We start from the raw sequence: 18566 nt of genomic DNA on the forward strand, positions 1-18566 counted from the left end.
TTCGTTCGTTACTCTTGCAGGTCCTTGAACTTATTTCACCAGCACCATCTGCCGGGTTTGGACGTCGTCTCCGGCCGTAAGGCGATAAACGTAAACGCCGCTGGAGAGACCAGAGGCATCGAATGTAGCCTGGTGGTGGCCTGACTGAACCGGGCCATCCATAAGAACGGCAACGCGACGGCCGAGCATATCAAATATTTCAAGGCGCACATCACTTTGAACCGGAAGCTGGTATCCGATTACCGTCACAGGGTTGAATGGATTGGGGTAGTTTTGGTCGAGCTGCACTTCTCGGGGCAGTTCCGTACCCGGCTCGATATCGATTGCAGTTTCACCATCCACGCTGATGGACGTTACCGCCATTTTGGAGCGCTGACCGCTCTCTTCATCCAGCCGCTCCCCGGTGTAGTAATACCGCCACAGAAGTTGTACGTACGCTTTGTTCTCAGCCTCTTGCGGCAGTGTCACCGGCCCGATCCATTCGCTGTGGCCCTCTTCATCGTTTCGTTCATATTCCACCGGATCACCATCTTCAGTCAGTAAATCCTGGAACTCACCCTCGTTTCCGATTCGGTACTGCAGCTGCAGGTTGTACACTCTTGAATTTGGGCGAATGGTGCTGCCCTGCCAGTGTACGGAGATGTTTTTCATCTCCTGCGTGTCAAGAGCCAGTATTGCCCCGCCGAGGGTGGTGCCGGGATAGCCGGGGTTTCCATCCTCGTTTCCGGTGTTGATGAACGCAAATCCGTCTTGACCCAGTCCGTTGATCCGGGTGCGTGAATCTAAATCGTACACGCCATCGGTAAAGCCTGCAACCTGTGCCGTCAGCTCCGGATCGCGCTCATCCATATACACAAACGCCATGTTGTCGGGATAACTTCCAGCCTCGGCATCGGCCGGCCACTCATCAAATTGATAGGAGCTGTCGCTCAGCCGGTGTGCAACAGGGAAGAGGTTGGCGTTGGGGTCTTCTTCAAACACGGCGGTTACCGATAGGGGAGATGTGAGATTATGGCTGAACTCCGTCAGGTGAGATTCGGCGTCGATCCCTTCCCAGTGGGAGAACCGATAGCCGGGCAGGGGCTCGGCTTTCAGCGTGACGGGAATCCCCTCAAAATAGGTTCCGGTCCACGGATACGGCTCCGGGCCGATCCCCGGCGTCTCCCCGCTGATGGCGATCGTGTTCACATGAACAAACCCTTCGGCGGGGTTCGAGATATCAACGGTTATGTCATGCTCGTTTTCAATTTCAAAAAAGTCGAACAGATGCTGGCGAGCGTAGCCCGGACGTTGTTCTGCGTAGTTAACCAGGTTAGCTTCAATCCGGCCTTCCCAATCGCTGAGTCCGCCCCAGGGCCTGCTCCACCGCTCGTGATGCTCTGCAATTTCAGGCTGAATTCGATCCGTCATCTCACGAATAACACGAACGATCCAGTCTGTTCTGAATCCGCTGTTTAACTGATCCAGATACCGCGTGATGAAATCATTCCGGAATCTCTCATTCTCCAGCAAAGATCGAAATATAAATGTTGACCAGGATGGGTTTGGCCATGAATCCCCGTCGGGGTAGGCGGCAAATTCCAGGGTATTATGATGGGCGCCTTCGCCGAAGCGGCTGAATCCAAAATCGGTATCAAATAACAGCCATCGCCATCTTCCGTCGAGCTGACCGGGTGCATCCGGATTGTAACTGTCCGTTCGATATCGCCAGTAGTCGATGTTATTGCCGGGCCAGTCGGTATTCCCAACAAAGATCTGTGCAATTTGATAATCGATAAAGTTATCTGTATCCATCCGGGTTTGAATATCTTCGTAGTGATGGTCTTGGGCTATATCATTCTCTTCCATGTAATTCCACATCTGCGTATAGTGAAGATCATCGCCTTCCTTAATGGTAGAACTGCCGCTGAGCAGGTCGATGTTTTCTGGATCAGCACCGTGAACCCGCTCCAGGTAATGTTTATCATATCGCTCTCTCATGCTCAGAATTCCCCAGTATTCACCGTTAATAAACACGATGTACGGCTGATACGCCTGCGTATCGAAATTCATGTGACCCACCATATTCTGAATCATTGGGTCGCGGATCATCATATTATCCCAGTCGTTTCCACTGTTGCGCAAAATCAGCCGGTTGTACTCGTTGTAGGGGTTGTCGGGGATCATTTGATGATAAAACCGATTATCTCCATACTGATTGCGGGCATAGAGGCGGAATGATTTTATCGGGAATGACCGGCTTGATCCGCCATGCAGCCGAACACCCAAATCCTGGTTGAAAACACGCTCTGTTACACCAGGTTCAAATATCTCCATCGAAGCGGGGCGCTCCCACTCGATTCCACGCTGGTTATAGTTGGCCACCGCATGATGACTATTGTACATCGGGTTCACATCGTCATAAATTTTACCCGGCACATACATTCCCGTTTCATAATCGAACAGGTAATCCTCCTGGATGGATAGAGAGATCACCGGCAGGGTGTAACGTTCTTCGGGTTGATCGGTTACAAAGTAGGTGTGAGTATCCGGTTTCGGTGAGGAATAGCCATTCTTTACCGCGACAGCACGAACAGCCGTACCTTTGAAGATCGGGTCATCAGGAAAATAATAGGGATGTTCATTTGATTCATATGTAGTTTGTTTACGGCTTAGATAATTCGGCTCATCGGATCTGTCATCAATTGTTAAAGTTGAGCCGGGTTCATATATCAGGGTTTCGTAACTGCGTTCTTGCAAATCGCCGGAGGGCCGGTAACGATCCATGTAGGAATAGGTTTGACCGCCCACTTTTTCAGGATCCGGCTCCGACCCGTCCAGTGTATAATAGATAGTTACATCCGGGTCGGGGTGGGAGAGGGTGAGTTCAAAAGGTGTATCATAAAAACCGCCGGTGTGCGAAAATTCAATAGGGTCGAGAATATCCCGGTAGCCGTCATCTCCGTTGGGTTCGCCCGGGGTGGGGTGGTCATAGAAATACCAGTCACCGGTGCCGTCGGGGTAGCGGCCCAGGCTGATGTCAGTGGGGATTTCAGTGGGTTCCAGTTCATCGATCCGCTCGCCATTTGGTGTGGTCAGCAGTACCTCTTCACCGGCTGAAGCGATACTGAAATTTGTATGTAACTCATCTTCTGGATCACTGCGATCTTTTCCGGATGCCCAAACCAGCAGAAACTCCCCCGGCTGGATTGTCAAATCTGGAAATTCCCATCGGAACGGGCGGTCATAATCATCAGACAAGCCAAAACCTTCCAGGTTCAGCGGCTGGTCCCCGGCGTAGTAGAGTTCGATCCAATCTTCGTTATCGCCATCTTCATCAGTAATGCCCCACCCGTTGGAGGCGAGAATTTCATTCAGAAAGAGTTGCTGGGCTGAAACCTGACCGGGTTCCAGAAAAATTGAGGCCACGAACAGGAAAGAGAGGCAGAGTAGCGTTTTATAAATTGCACCGGCAGAGATCTTCATGAAAAATCGTTCATTACATTTGCCCAAAGCATAGGAAACTTTTATTCAATTTGTAAACCCGGTTTGAGGATAGGATATCGATCATTCAATTTCTTTCCTGTTTATATCCAACAAACAGATGAGTCGCTAATTAATTTACAGTTACATTATCAATAACTCACTTCAAACTCACGGCTCCATGCGGGTTCTTCTGCCTCAGTATCCATTTCAAAATATTCAACAAGAAACCGACCGGGATCAAATCGAATTCTGAGATCGGAACTTTTACCCGACTCAAGTGCGACAAACTGCTGAGTATGATCAGAATAATTATATTGCCTTACCTCCCAATTAATGGGCGACATAACATCATAAGCCCACATCCCTTCCGTAGAAATGGGTGTTCCTTCGAGTGTTGAAATCTTTACTCGCAGTGATGTACCTTCAGCCAGGTCGGCAGCCAGGCTGATAAAGTAACTGGTATTAGTGGAGGCTTTATACTCTGAACGGTTTGGATCGAGTATGTTCTCTCCATGGCGGCCTTCGGGTGGGTAGTCAATCAGCCTTTTAGTAACTTCAAAAGGTGTTTTTTTTACAAAACTTTCAATGATATGCTTGAAATCCGGGATCTCAGTTTCACTTCCGATATCAGAATACCTCTGTTCAAGATTCTTTCGAATCGTTTCAGCATTAAGGTATAATGCGTGATTGATCAACTGCGAACCTACCGAGTGATCGTTCAACTCTCCGTCTTCTTTCAGGTCATTGATCATGCCAGATAACAATTCCGAAAGCTCAGCCTCCGTCCGGTAACCCTGCAATATCGAAGAGATGGCTAAAAGAATATCATCGCCTTCTTTCGCCGAAGCAATATTCAATTTTTCAGATGGCGAGATACCGTTATTTTCAATATGGAAAATCGATAAAATTTCCGATTGAGCCTGTTTTTTTGCCGCAGCAAATTCAACTCCCTGAGAAATCAGGTATTCAATTCGGGGTTTCTCCAAATGTGACATTACATTGACATTGATCCCTGAATCTTCACTTACATCGGCAAGTGCCTGTAGGGAAATTTGTGATGACGACTGTTTCCCAAGAATCTCATTAAAGTAGAAACCGTCAGCCCGAAACGTCACATAAGGTGATTCCAGTTCAATATTTTCAATCCGGAATTCACCCTGGTGATTATCAATCTGCGTATTAAATGTTCTTCCGGTTTGTGACAGATCTGATGAACGGAGTTCAAACACCATCACATTGCTGCCGCTGATAAACGGTCCTTTTTGCACAACTCCTGTAATAGATTCTTTGTGAATTGATTCAAGCTCTTCTCCCTCATCTGATGGATCTAATGTACGATCTGAACAACCGGAGATAATGATGAAGAAAACACCAGCGAATAAGAATGCGAATCTGTAAATATTCATCTCGAACCTATATTTACTTAAAATAAACAGCCCTGATTTTTTTGGTTTGCTATTTCTGCATAATCCAAGGTTATGGTACTACACACTTAAATCCTGTTATACCTATCGGGAAGAGACCGGAGAAGCAAAAATCTCATCCGAATGATATACTCGACGATTCAATGAACAGCTAAACGAACGACAAATGACAAATCCTGAATAAAAAGTGGAATCAAATGCAATATATTACCTAAATAATAAACTGTTAACAAATAATCAAAACTGTTTTTGAAAAAGGAGATCATTGGAATACTTTCGATAAAACCAGGCAGAGTACGAAGCGCAGCGTAGTTCCTGCAAGAGTTGTGTGTTTGGAGATGAGGAATTCGAATTTAAGTTTCTTGAACCGCTGGCGATTCTGCCAGGAACCTCACTTCGTTCGGTGCTCCGGCAGGTACTGTAATCTAACTTCAGGCCCAAAATCGAAATGGTCTATAGGCCATTGACCAACTCTTCTAACTATTCCTCAACTGGAGATTGATATCAAAACTGCCGGTTAGTATATCATCCTCTTCATGGAGCGATATAATTCGTTCCGGTTCTGCTTCACGTGCCCATGGATCAACTTCTATATATTCATCTCCCTCAAAATAGAGTTGTGTCACCAGATCCATGTGATTTTCCGCTTTTACCATAAAATGGATATGCCGGGGTCTGAATTGCCCGCCATTTAAATATCGTCCGGGAAGAATGCTCATAAATTCATATTCTCCCTGCTCATTGGTCAGGATTCGGCCCCTGTACTTGAACTCTTCGCTTTCGTTATCATACTCTCCGTCATGATCCGCCTGCCATACATCCACAAGTGCGTCTGCCAGGGGAGAGCCGCATTCTGCGCCACCCATAACTTTTCCGCTTATAACAACAGGCGTTCCCTCTTCACTTAATACATTCAGGGCCTCTCTGAACGGAGCCTCCGCACGATAAAAAGGCCCCAAAATATCCTCACCGGTCTGACAGTGGATATGATCGCCGCCACTACTGGTATTACTTTTGCACCCCGCAATTGTGGTAAACGGTAATCCGGCAAGGGCGATGGATGTTGTGCGTATGAAGGTTTTTCTTTTCATATGTAATTTTGATTAATAAATCCGAACGGGTGACCAACTGGGGTTAGTCCCTTTTGAAAGAAAGGACCAGCTACTCCCATCAGATTTTACTTTATAAATCCCATATTCTTCGGGAAGTGTTTCCATGTTATAACCACACTCAATCATGATATTATCTCCATCAGGACTCCAACTTAAAGAAGTACAGCCATCTACAGTGATGTGATCGGGATTTAGTTTTTCAACCCTTTTCCAGCAATATCTACTACGTATAAGTCATGAACATATAATCTTACATAATGATGAAACGCGATTCTGTTACCATCCGGAGAAACTGCCAAAGCCGTTGGTAAATATTCCGAAGTTAATTCTTGCTGATCTTCTCCATTAGCATTCATAATAGTAATGCTTTTCTCATTCGCCCAATCCCCACCGGTCCATACAATTTCATTACTACCTGGAACCCAGGATGGAAACCTTCCGTTTTTTTCCTTCGCTGTAAGTTCTCTAAGATTTGAACCATCGGCATTTATTACATTAATTACACCCATATTCGACGTTGAATCGTCTGATTGAACGATAGTTGTAAATGAAATCCTCGACCCATCTGGCGACCAACTCAAATCCCATACAGGTTTATCCGTTATCCGCTCCTGACTATCTCCATTATCTTTTAAAATGTAAATTCCTAAGTCAGTAGACACAGCTATCTTGCTCCCATTTGGTGACCAGGCAAATTTATTGGCATATTCATTACCTGAAAAATTTGTCACTTGACTTAATTCTTTCCCATCCGGTGTGATTGTATATAAGTTGGTTTTCCAATTTTGGTGTGATTTGTACAGAATTCTTTTCCCGTCAGGAGACCAAACCGGATTTTCGGACCCATAATATGACTCTTCATCTACATCGGAAGGCCTTTGGGTAAGCTGTATTTTATTGCTCCCATCCGTGTTCATCAGGTAAATATCTTTGACGTTGTTTGATGAATTTCTAATATCAAAAGCAATTTTGTACTCCCCTTTATCTTTTGATTGAAAGGGATTATCGCATCCTGAAAAAATGAGTAGTAAAGGCAAGATGAATATTCCTGATGCTTTTTTTATAGTATCCAGTTTCATAAGAATCCCCCTTATATTTGATCAGATAAGGTTTTAAAGGTTATTTATCCTAAGAAAAGAGTGTTGGTACTCACTGAATATTTACTTCTCTCACTCACTCATTCACACTCTCCATTCCTTTTTTGGAAGAATTACGGCTGTTCATCGTTAAAGCCTTTTTAAATAACTAAAAAAGGAAAAAGAAGCAATTACCTGAAATATTGCCATATAACAGTACGTGTTTTTAGTTCCGGTTTGATAAAGCTTTTTATTTGATGGGTACGGGAGCCCAGGCAACAGTTCCATTTATAGTAGGACAATATCAAACAGAGATTCATCTTATTCGTCTTGTGCATTTTCCATGGTAGAAAAACAGGTGTATTGCATTACTATTAGTGTTTCAAAGTCCGGCGGCGACACTTCCAGAAGCTCATGTCGTTCGTACTCTGGTAGGTCTAAAGTCCGCGGACTCTGCCAGGAACCTCTCTTCCGTTCGGCACTCTGGCAGGTCCTTTAAACCTATTTCACCAACACCATCTGGCGGGTTTGAACAGCGTCCCCGGTTGTGAGGCGATAAACATAAACACCGCTGGAGAGACCAGAGGCATCGAATGTAGCCTGGTGGTGGCCTGACTGAACCGTTCCATCCACTAAAACGGCTACGCGTCGGCCGAGCATGTCAAATACTTCAAGGCGCACATCACTTTGAACCGGAAGCTGGTATCCGATTACCGTCACCGGGTTAAACGGGTTGGGGTAGTTTTGGTCGAGCTGCAATTCCCGGGGCAGTTCCGTTTTCGGTTCGATGTCGGTCGATGTTTCGCCATCCACCTGGATCGACGTTACCGCCATTTTGGAGCGCTGACCGCTCTCTTCATCCAGTCGTTCACCGGTGAAGAAGTAGCGCCAGAGAAGCTGTACGTACGCTTTGTTTTCAGCCTCTTGCGGCAGTGTCACCGGCCCGATCCACTCGCTGTGGCCCTCTTCTTCGTTTCGCTGATACTCCACCGGTTCACCGTTCTCATCCATCAGATCTTCAAATTCTCCATCATTGCCGATTCGGTACTGCAGCCGCAGGTTGTACACTCTTGAGTTGGGGCGAATGGTGCTGCCCTGCCAGTGTACAGAGATGTTTTTCATCTCCCGGGTGTCAAGCGCCAGGATTGCACCGCCGAGAGTAGTGCCGGGATACCCGGGATTACCATCCTCGTTTCCGGTGTTGATAAACGAAAATCCGTCTTGACCCAGCCCGTTGATCCGGGTGCGTGAATCCAGATCGTACACGCCATCAGTAAAACCGGCAACCTGTGCTGTCAGCTCCGGATCGCGCTCATCCATATAGACAAACGCCATATTATTTGGATAACTTCCCGATTCGGCATCGGCAGGCCACTCATCAAATTGATAGGAGCTGTCGCTCAGCCGATGTGCAAGAGGGAAGAGGTTGGCGTTGGGATCTTCCTCAAACACGGCGGTTACCGACAGGGGAGATGTGAGATTATGACTGAATTCCGGCAGGTGAGATTCGGCGTCGATCCCTTCCCAGTGGGAGAACCGATAGCCGGGGAGGGGCTCGGCTTTCAGCGTGACGGGAATCCCCTCAAAATAGGTTCCGGTCCAGGGATACGGCTCCGGGCCGATTCCCGGCGTCTCCCCGCTGATGGCAATTGTGTTTACGTGGACAAATCCTTCAGCGGGATCGGAGACATTCACGGTGATGTCATGTTCGTCTTCAATATCAAAATAGTTTCGAAGATGCTGACGAGAGTAATCCGGGCGCTGTTCTGCAAAGGGGATAAGCTGGTCGGAAATTCTGTTCTCCCAGTTGTTTATGGTACCCAATGGTCTGTTCCATCGCTGAATGTGTTCAGCTATTTCAGGACGTATCCCTGCAGCCATATTCTCAATAATATCTACGGTTCGTTCTGACAGAAATGCGCTGTTTAGCTGATCCAGAAATCGGTTGATAAAGCCATTCTGGAACGACTCGCTTTCCATCAGACCACTGAAAAGTTCAGTAGACCACCCGGGATTACCGTGTGCATGGGATATTTCACCAAGTGCATGACGCAGCGTATTGTGATTCGGACCCTGTCCATAAAGATAGAATCCAAAATCCAGATCAAATGTAAGCCAGCGCCAGCGCCCATCATGCTGAGGGGGCGCATCGGGTTCATAGGAATCGGTTCGGTAACGCCAGAAATCGATATTGTTTCCGGGCCAGTCGGTGTTCCCGACAAAAATCTGAGCGACCTGGTAATCGATATAGTTCTCCATATCGATCCGGGTAAGCGCATAGTTATAATGATTTTCATCCGACATCGAATTGTCACGGATATAGGAGAGCGTTTCATTGTAGTGCTGATTATCACCCTCCTTTACCACAGCATTCCCTTCCAGAATATCTACACGATCCGGGTCAACTCCATGTACACGAGCAAGATAGTGCCGGTCGTATCGCTCGCGCATGTTATGAATTCCCCAATATTCTCCGTTTAGAAAAATGATATAGGGCTGATAGGCCTGGGTGTCAAATTTCATATGGCCTACAATCTCCTGCATCATGGCATCCCGAAACATCGTTTCCGGCCAGTCATTTCCGGAATTCCGGAGCATCAGGCGATTGTATTCGCTATAAGGTTCGTTCGGAAAAACCGGATAGTAGAATCTATTGTCGCCATACTGATTTCTGGCGTACAGTCTCAGTGATTTCATTGGCTCAGCCCGGCTCCATCCTCCATGAATACGTATCCCCATATCCTGCCGGTGAACTCTTTCTCCCGTATGCTCGTCAAAGATCTCCATAGATGCGGGAGATTCCCATTCAATTCCCCGCTGGTGATAATTGGCATTGGCACCACCATCGGCCTGCCAGGGATTGGTATCATTATATATCTTGCCGGGTACATACATTCCACGTTCATAATCGAACAAATTTGCCTCATTGATTCCAAATGAGAGTACGGGCAGGGAATATCTGCCGGCAGGATCGCCTGTAATAAAATAACTGTTTGATTCCGGGGCAGCCGGGGCAAACCCATCTTTTACACCAATAGCCCTTATTACAGTGCCTTTGAATATAGGATCAGAGGGAAAATAATATGGCGTAGTGCTCTGTTCGAATGCCGATTGCAGGCGGCTCAAATCATTCGGCTCATCGGTTCTGTCATCAATGGTGAGGGTTGAGCCGGGTTCATATATCAGGGTTTCGTAACTGCGCTCCTGAAGGTCGCCGGAGGGCCGGTAACGATCCATGTACGGATACGTTTGTCCGCCTACGTTATCGGGTTCCGGCTCCGATCCGTCCAGTGTATAGTAGATGGTCACATCCGGATCGGGATGGGTTAGGGTAAGTTCAAATGATGAGTTATAAAAACCGCCGGTTTGTGAAAATTCAACCGGATCGAGAATATCCTGGTAGCCGCCTTCTCCGTTGGGTTCGCCCGGGGTAGGATTGTTATAGAAATACCAGTTGCCGGTACCATCGGGGTAGCGGCCCAGGCTGATGTCGGTAGGGATTGCGATTGGTTCCAGTTCATCGATTCGATCGCCATCCGGCGTGGTCAGCAGAACCACTTCGCCCGATGCAGAAATACTGAAATTGGTGTGAAGCTCACTTGACGAATCATTGCGATCTTTACCGGATGCCCAAATCACCAGAAACTCTCCCGGCTGAATCGTAACATCAGGAAATTCCCATCGGAAGGGGCGGTCGTAGTCATCAGACAGGCCAAATCCTTCCAGGTTTAGCGGCTCATCCCCGGCATAATAAATTTCAATCCAGTCTTCATTATCACCATCCTCATCCGCAATGCCTGACCCGTTCGAGGCGACAATTTCATTCAGGTAGAGCTGCTGAGCGGTTATTTCTAATGGCAGAAGTGCCATCGTAAATACCAACATCAACAGGGGAATTGCAAAAATAGACGCTTTGATACGATAGTAATGATATTTCAAAATGGCCGGTTTGAGTGGAGAGAATTTTTCAGGGTTTGATCTTGTTTCAAAATCGTAGTTCTGGATGTCTGTTTAAAATGGATGAACAATAAGGAAATTCAAAATCAATTTGGTTACGTCACTCCAGAGCGGGCCATCTCCTCCATCGCCACGGAAACCGGGTGGGAGGGATGCATGGCATGGGGAAGCAGGATTGTTTCTGATGTATCACTACATCGATCATCAGAACAGCAACCCTGAAACAGCACTATGATCAGGCAAATTATCGGTAACCGCATCCACTTCAATGATGTACTTATTTTTAGCATATGTGAACTGCCGGTAATGCCTTTATTTGCCGATCATCAAAGAGGCTGGTCTCAAAGCAATTTTTATGATATTAGAATTATTTTAACTGATTCTTATAAGTTTATGTTATCCAATTTAATTTGCGCGCAAACTCTCCGGCGGACCCAGATACGTTTCTGGAATATCATCGGTTTTCACAACAATTTTTTGCAGCACTACGCCGGTATCCACAAGCCAGAATTTAAGCGTGTTTAACCCGGCCTCTGAAATTTCTATGGTAGTTTCTTTGATAATGGCGTTGTTCCTCGTCCATTCATACCACACATTGGTATCAAAGCCGCCGCCCTCAGGCATTTCATCGTGCATGTTTACCACAGTTGGCTCATCATCGTTAAAGGAAAGCGCATAGCGGATGCCATCCAGGTTCCGGAAGTTTTTGCTGTAATTTTTGGTCGGTGACAGATACACGCGTACGGTCACCTCTCCGGGATTGAAAATATGCATATCATATTCAAGACGAGGTGTATCCGGATTGCCGGGCTCCTGTACGTCGGCTATCACCGGCCAGGGTGACATTGCTGATTGGGTGCGACCAAGCTGCGGGATCTTTTTCCACTGAAGGTCGTCCTTTGTAATATTCCGGTCATAATTTCCGGCTTCCATCGATACATACCCATTGCTCTCAACAAAGCCCTGGATCTCATTGCGTGACGGAGTTTCAGGATTAAACACTTCTATTTTGATCTCAGCGGTATGTTCGTCCCACTCCGCATTGGGGCCGGTCACATAAATCGAAGCTTCTTGTTCGCCATGAGGAACGTTATCCCAGTCGATACTAACCCAGACTTTTTCCTGGGTATCAATAGATCCGGAAGCGCCCGAAAGTGTGACCCAGGGCTCATTCACTTCGATTTCGTAATCAAAAGGTTCACTTCCCTGGTTGAATATTTCAAAGTAGTATTCCTGCTGATTGAATTTATCAAACACCGGAAGTTTTGGCTCATCGGCTGCAGTGGGACCGGGATAGGAAAACGGACCGGGCCACGGTACCAGCGAGTTTTCTGCTGATACGGCCATCACACCACGGTCATACGGTGTATGGATGATATCCACATAGGGCATGCGGTCGGCATACGGCTGAGCCCAGGATGTATAGCCGATGTAGGTTTGATCCGCCTGGTGCTTCCATTTTCCGTCAGCAACACTATGATATCGTCCCCTGATTTCATCGGCCTGGTTGAAAAGCTCTCGTACGCGTTCGGCAACATCGTTGGTTGTATTGCGCACCTGCCGGGCGTAGGCACGGTTTTTTGCTGTTTCCATATACATTTCATGCAGGCTTGAGGCTGCTTCTACTTTGTATTCAACCAGTTGATAGAAGGCGTCGTAGTACTTCTCAGACAGTCCGCTTTTAACTGTTTCGGTAATTTCACGCAATTCTTCCCACTCTTCCAATACCCGTTCTGCTTCCCGGAAGTTCTGCAGGCTGTAGGTATCTTCGTCCAGCAATTCCGGTTTGCGGCGGGAGTTAATTCGGGTGTACTCCGTGAGTATGTGGCCAATCTCTTCGGCATACTGTGGACCGAAATTTTGCCGGGCCCAGTTTACCGGATACGCATCCATATCATCGTGCGTGAACTCATCGGCATTCCATGCAAAATCCAGGAAAAAGGAGATCGGAAATTCGTGCGGTTTGATATCACCCACATTTACCAGCCACAACTCATCTACACCGTGCTGATAGGTCAGATTCATCTGTTCCCAAATCCGGGCAATTTGGGTTGTGTTGAGAGTTTTATAGGTTCGCGGGCCGCCGACATAGTCAAAATGGTAATACAGTCCCCATCCGCCTTCACGTTCGTGGGCGGTTTCCGGATCGGGTAACAACCGGATGTTCCCCCAATTGTCGTTGGCCAGCAGGATCATCACGTCATCCGGCACAGTCATGCCCATTTCATAATATTCCTGTACTTCTTTATAGAGCGCCCAATATTGCGTGATTTTTGAGGTGTCCTGTGCATGTTCACGGATAATTTCACGCTGATCGGCAATGATTTGCTCCATCAGTTCAATGTTGCGGTCGTCACTCAGAGGCATGTCACCGTCGCCGCGCATCCCCAGCGTTACCGTGGTTTCGTAATCGTGAATTCGCTCGATACCCTCGGTCCAGAATTCACGCAGCCGCTCCTCGTTTTGGGAGTAGTCCCATGGGCCTTCACCATAGCGGCTCCACTCGATGTGTGAACGCATCAGGGGCTCGTGGTGGGAGTAACCGATCACCACTCCATATTCATCTGCAAGCTTGGGATTCATCGGGTCATCGTCATGAAACGCTTTCCCCCACATGGCCGGCCAGAGGTAATTCCCTTTTTGCCTGAGGATCAGCTCAAATACGTGCTCATAAAACTCATGATTAAATCCTCCATAGCGGGTGGTAACCCATCCCAGCAGTCCCGGGTTTTCGTTGTTGATGAAAATCCCACGATATTTTACGGCCGGTTCGCCGAGAGAGTGGGGTTCGGGAGAGATATAGAGATCGGATTGCTGAACAACCGGTACATCGGCCCACCAGTACCATGGGGAGACCCCGATCTTTTCTGAGAGTTCATAAATTCCGTAGATTGTGCCTCGTTTATCACTTCCGGCAATCACAAGGGCTTCCTCTGTGCCGGGAAACGGATCTTCCACAACAGTAATCACAAACGTTTCCCATTTACCGTCAACATCAGAGACATCCAGTTTACCCTCCTCAATCAGCCGGTCAATTTCAGGGTTTTGGCCGATTGTACCCGCAATCACGATCCGGTCGGCATCCGGATTTGTGTCAGTATAGAGACCTGGTTCCGAATTTGTAACACGCTCAATATCCGACTGAAGATCACGAAAGGCCCGAATCACGCCGGAATCATCATTCTCGTGAATATAAAGCGGTACAGGTGTGCCATTTGAAGCGAGAGGAAAATGACCCTCCACTGATGAAAAGGAGACAAGTCCACTATCATCGGTGTGTAAGACAGTCTCAGTTTGATCGCTCATATACCCATCATGCTGATCGCCGGTATACTCTTCCCGATCAGAGCACCCGATCAAAATCAGGGGAAGGATCAGTAAAAAAAGGAGTGGTTTGATTAAATCAGAAAATGGGTTGGGTGACGAAGCTGTGTGAGGCAATAGAGGTATGTCTCGTTTCATCGGTAGGGGTTTCAAAATTTTGCGTTGTGATTGTGAATCTATATCACCAAAAGATAGCTGCAAGCGGCTGAAAACGCGGGGTTTATTAAAAAGCGCTTACAGTCATTACGTGGTGTTGAGGTGATTTCTATATAAAAATTGCACGCTGAATTCATTAGAATGAGAGCAACAATTGCCTCAATCTTTTTATGAATGGTTGGAACGATCCATGAAATAAAATGAATTTCGGTTTTAAACGAAAGAAAAGAGATGTAATAATTTGCGCAAATTAGAGCAAATTAAAACAAGAATTAGTGAGATTTTAGAAGGTTGGCATCTAAACAATGCTGAAGTGCACGAGCGTCAGTCAGTTGCTCTAAAGGTTTGAAATATGTTGATGTAACCGGCTGCCTCCGGGGTTGAAAACTTTTTGCTTTGCCATGCTTAAGGGGAGCCTGATGGCGAACACCTGATGGAGGCTTGGTTCCAAATCGGTTACTCTTCTTCCCAGTCTCCCCAGAACAGATCAAACTCAACAGGATAGCGGAGATACTCGCGCGGTACTTTCACGATATATGAAGCAGCAGTCGGTACCAAGCAAGCTGCTTCCCGGATTTCAACTCTGTAAACCAATGTTCCATCTTGCAGGAAAAGACCTTGTCCGTATAGCAGAAGGCACTGGTGGTGACCTTTTGTCCCCGCAAGGAGAAACGAATCGTTGAAATCTACCTGGGTATCTTCATTGCAGATGATGTACGTTTGAAATTCATCCTTACTGGTGATAATCAATTCAGCTTCACCGGCTGAGGTCTCTATATTGGAATAGTTCAGCCTGCATCGCGTAATACTTGTGGACTCTTCGTCTTCATACGGCATTGGACTTCCTCTCAGAATCTCAAACGGCACAGGTTCCGCTTCAGAAAGTTCCTCAATATCGAAAACGGAAGAACAGGAGAGGGGGATAAGGATGAGAAACAGGATGATGAATATTCGAGTTCTTCTATACTGTCGATCAAAGAAGAATATGCAACGGCTCATTTTCCTGGCTTTTATTTGATTCTTTACGATGGCAGGGGAATAGGAGATATCGTAAACAGGTGAAATCCGGGCTGTTTTAAATCTGCAATGGAACGGGTGCTGCTTCCATCATAATTCATGATTTTTAAACTTTTTTCTTCTTCAGATATGTAAACAATCCGGTTTGACCGGGAATCGGGGAGCCATCGCGGTGCCGTCACATCATCAGATAATTTGTGATATCCGGCTCCATCGGAACGGATGATCATGGGTGGGTACATGTGACTCTCTCCGGTAACCGCAGTCATAATCATCGATCCATCGGGCGACCAACCCCGAATCGAGATGATGTTTTCCGAATCGGGACTCAATTGCTGAGAGGTACCGTTTTCAAGATTTGTTTTCCAAAGTTTGTAGTCACTGATATATGCAATATCTGATCCATCGGGAGACCATACAAGGCCACGCGAGGAGACGTCATCTGCAATTTTTTCGGGGTTGGAACCATCTCTGTTCATTACAAATAGCTCATTCTCATTGCGTCTTAAGGCAATTTTGTCTCCGTTTGGAGACACGACCGGAGTTCTTCCCAAAAACCCTTTTTGAAATGATTCAGAATGGATATGATAGGTATACACCGTATCAAAACGGCTGAACAATAACTCCTCTTGTGATAACCAGCCAAACCCATAAGCCGGAAAATTGGGAATATCGATCTCTCTTACATCAGACCCGTCAGGTTTTAAGGTGAAGTAATCGACGTTATATATGTCAGTAAGCAATCGGCCTGCATCCGGTGACCATTCAAGGTTATAGGGAGTGCCTCTCAGTTTATAAATTTCGGTAAGCTCACTTCCATCCAGGTTTACGGTGTTCAGGCTTAATCCGTCCGCAAAAGCAATCTTGTATTGTTCCAGTTCCCCGGGATCAACCGTCTTGCTGCAGCCAGTAAAAAGTAAAAAAATCAGTATCGTAAGGATGGTTGATTGTTTCTCCATGATCGGTTTGTTTTAGGCAGGATGGGTAGAAACCTCGTCAGGACCGTCTCCTGCATTATGATTCGGGTTGTCTAAACTCTGTAAGAATAGAAAGCATTCATTTCCCTGATTTCTGTTATATATACAAAAAATTTAGGTTTAGATGAGTTGAAATGCAATTGAATGGTGCCTGACTTTGACATCTGCACTTTTTAACAGCCATCACCATTCATGAGTGTCTTCTGACACTGTCATCGCAGGTATCATTGTCATTATTCAAAATTTTCAAGTACATTATTTGCTCATTGGTTGAACAAAGTTTGCCTTAAATGGTTGAGGTTTGCTCAAGAACTGCTTGTTGGATTACTGACTTGCTGCAAACCTATACCAATCATTCATCCAACTGAATAATCGGCGGTGCGTGTATTTGGATGTTTGATCATATAGTAGAAATTAGCATCTAATTCAATTCCCGAACACAGAATAACATTAACAAACAGTGAGTGAAAAGATGAGTCAAATCAGAAAAGCGCTTTTGTTCATTTTTATTTTATGCATGCAAATGCATTTTTTTAATAATAATGCAGATGCTCAACAGAATCGTGTTGTCATTAACGCGGACCAGGAACTGAGTGAGATCAGCAAACACATCTACGGTCAGTTTGCCGAACATCTTGGCCGGGGGATTTATGGCGGCATCTGGGTGGGTGAGGATTCCGATATCCCGAATACGGAAGGGTACCGGAATGATGTCCTGCAGGCACTTCGGGACCTCGAAGTTCCCAATGTTCGCTGGCCCGGCGGCTGTTTTGCGGATGAATACCACTGGAAAGATGGTATCGGTCCCGCAGATGAGCGCCCGGTGCGGATCAACACCCACTGGGGAATGGTGGAAGAGGATAACAGTTTTGGCACACACGAATTTCTTCGATTGATGGAGCTGATTGATGCCGAACCGGTTATAGCGATGAATGTAGGAAGCGGAACGCCGAGGGAGATGGCCCGATGGCTGGAATACCTGAATTACGATGGTGAGAGCACGCTTGCGAACATGAGGCGTGAAAACGGCCGCGATGAACCCTGGGGTGTGAAATACATCGGCGTGGGTAATGAAAGCTGGGGCTGCGGCGGTAACATGACTGTAGAATTCTATGCCGATCTGTATCGCCAGTATGCAACCTTTACGAAGGAATTCAGCGGGCACGAACTGTTTCGCGTTGCCAGCGGCCGGTACGACACCGAATATGATTGGACCGAACATATGATGCAGGAAGCCGGCGATATGATGGAAGGTGTTTCACTTCATTATTATGTGATTCCCACTGCAGACTGGGACGCCAAAGGCCCTTCGATCGATTTTGATGAAGATCTTTATTTTGCAGGAATTCAGCGCTCGCTGTTGATGGATGAATATGTTCAGGGTCACTCTAACCGAATGGACAAATTTGACCCTGAAAAAAATGTAGCCATGGTTGTAGATGAATGGGGGATCTGGACCGACCCATACCCCGGAACAAACCCGGGATTCCTGGAGCAGCAAAACTCCCTTCGTGATGCGCTCATCGCCTCCATTACGCTCGATATCCTCAACAAACACAGTGATCGCGTGCGAATGGCGAACATTGCCCAGATGATAAACGTGCTTCAGGCGATGATCCTGACTGACGGGGACAAGATGGTTAAAACACCGACCTATCACGTGTTTGATCTCTACCGGATTCACCATGACACTCAGCTGTTACATACACACATGATGGAGATCAATGAATACTCGTATGAAGATGAGAGCATCCCCGTACTGAGCATGACCCCCTCAAAAAACAGCGACGGACAGATCGGAATAACGATTACAAATAAAAGTCCGAATACTCCACAGAGCGTTGAAATTGAGATTCGGGGCCAGCAAATCGGTAATCTTTCTGAGGGCCGCATTCTGGCCGCAGAACATTTTGCGGATATAAATACATTTGAAGACCCGGACCGGCTGACAATTGAAGAATTCACAAATTACAGCCTGAACGGTAACACAATAACCCTCGAGCTGCCGCCGATGTCTGTGGCGGCTTTGCGGGTTGAATAACAGTACGACCTGTCAGG

At 46.6% G+C, this 18566-nt stretch carries 10 protein-coding genes; 2 read left to right on the forward strand and 8 right to left on the reverse strand.

What is annotated here, in order from left to right; translation table 11 throughout:
* Positions 1-30: 30 nt before the first annotated feature.
* The 5 genes from DYD21_RS05850 to DYD21_RS05870 form a co-directional block, all read right to left on the reverse strand.
* Positions 31-3465, reverse strand: coding sequence for a CotH kinase family protein (locus DYD21_RS05850; protein ID WP_116033994.1), 3435 nt, complete (start codon positions 3463-3465; stop codon positions 31-33).
* Positions 3466-3614: 149 nt separating this feature from the next.
* Positions 3615-4871, reverse strand: a complete 1257-nt coding sequence (locus DYD21_RS05855; RefSeq protein ID WP_116033997.1) for a hypothetical protein — start codon at positions 4869-4871, stop codon at positions 3615-3617.
* Between the two features lie 494 nt (positions 4872-5365).
* The gene (locus DYD21_RS05860) at positions 5366-5980 is read right to left on the reverse strand and encodes a hypothetical protein (protein WP_116034000.1); all 615 of its coding nucleotides are present in this window, start codon (positions 5978-5980) and stop codon (positions 5366-5368) included.
* A 212-nt stretch (positions 5981-6192) separates the two neighbouring features.
* Positions 6193-7080, reverse strand: coding sequence for a PD40 domain-containing protein (locus DYD21_RS05865; protein WP_116034002.1), 888 nt, complete (start codon positions 7078-7080; stop codon positions 6193-6195).
* A gap of 498 nt (positions 7081-7578) precedes the next feature.
* Positions 7579-11016, reverse strand: coding sequence for a CotH kinase family protein (locus tag DYD21_RS05870; protein WP_116034005.1), 3438 nt, complete (start codon positions 11014-11016; stop codon positions 7579-7581).
* A gap of 81 nt (positions 11017-11097) precedes the next feature.
* Here DYD21_RS05870 and DYD21_RS20985 point away from each other — a divergent pair, with 81 nt between their 5' ends.
* Positions 11098-11256 carry a hypothetical protein gene (locus tag DYD21_RS20985; RefSeq protein WP_158551432.1) on the forward strand — a complete coding sequence of 53 codons (159 nt, stop codon included), beginning with the start codon at positions 11098-11100 and terminating at the stop codon, positions 11254-11256.
* A gap of 183 nt (positions 11257-11439) precedes the next feature.
* Here the strand turns inward: DYD21_RS20985 and DYD21_RS05875 are convergent, their stop codons facing one another.
* The 3 genes from DYD21_RS05875 to DYD21_RS05885 form a co-directional block, all read right to left on the reverse strand.
* Entirely contained in the window at positions 11440-14496 is a 3057-nt protein-coding gene (locus DYD21_RS05875; RefSeq protein WP_116034007.1) for a glycosyl hydrolase 115 family protein, read from the reverse strand.
* A 474-nt stretch (positions 14497-14970) separates the two neighbouring features.
* A complete protein-coding gene (locus tag DYD21_RS05880) occupies positions 14971-15513 on the reverse strand; it encodes a hypothetical protein (RefSeq protein WP_116034009.1) in 543 nt (180 codons plus the stop codon).
* A 23-nt stretch (positions 15514-15536) separates the two neighbouring features.
* A complete protein-coding gene (locus DYD21_RS05885; protein WP_116034012.1) occupies positions 15537-16490 on the reverse strand; it encodes a hypothetical protein in 954 nt (317 codons plus the stop codon).
* Between the two features lie 541 nt (positions 16491-17031).
* Here DYD21_RS05885 and DYD21_RS05890 point away from each other — a divergent pair.
* Entirely contained in the window at positions 17032-18549 is a 1518-nt protein-coding gene (locus DYD21_RS05890) for an alpha-N-arabinofuranosidase (protein ID WP_116034601.1), read from the forward strand.
* Positions 18550-18566 lie beyond the last annotated feature (17 nt).

The sequence above is a fragment of the Rhodohalobacter sp. SW132 genome, assembly GCF_003390325.1.
In the GTDB taxonomy this organism is placed as follows: Bacteria; Bacteroidota; Rhodothermia; order Balneolales; family Balneolaceae; genus SW132.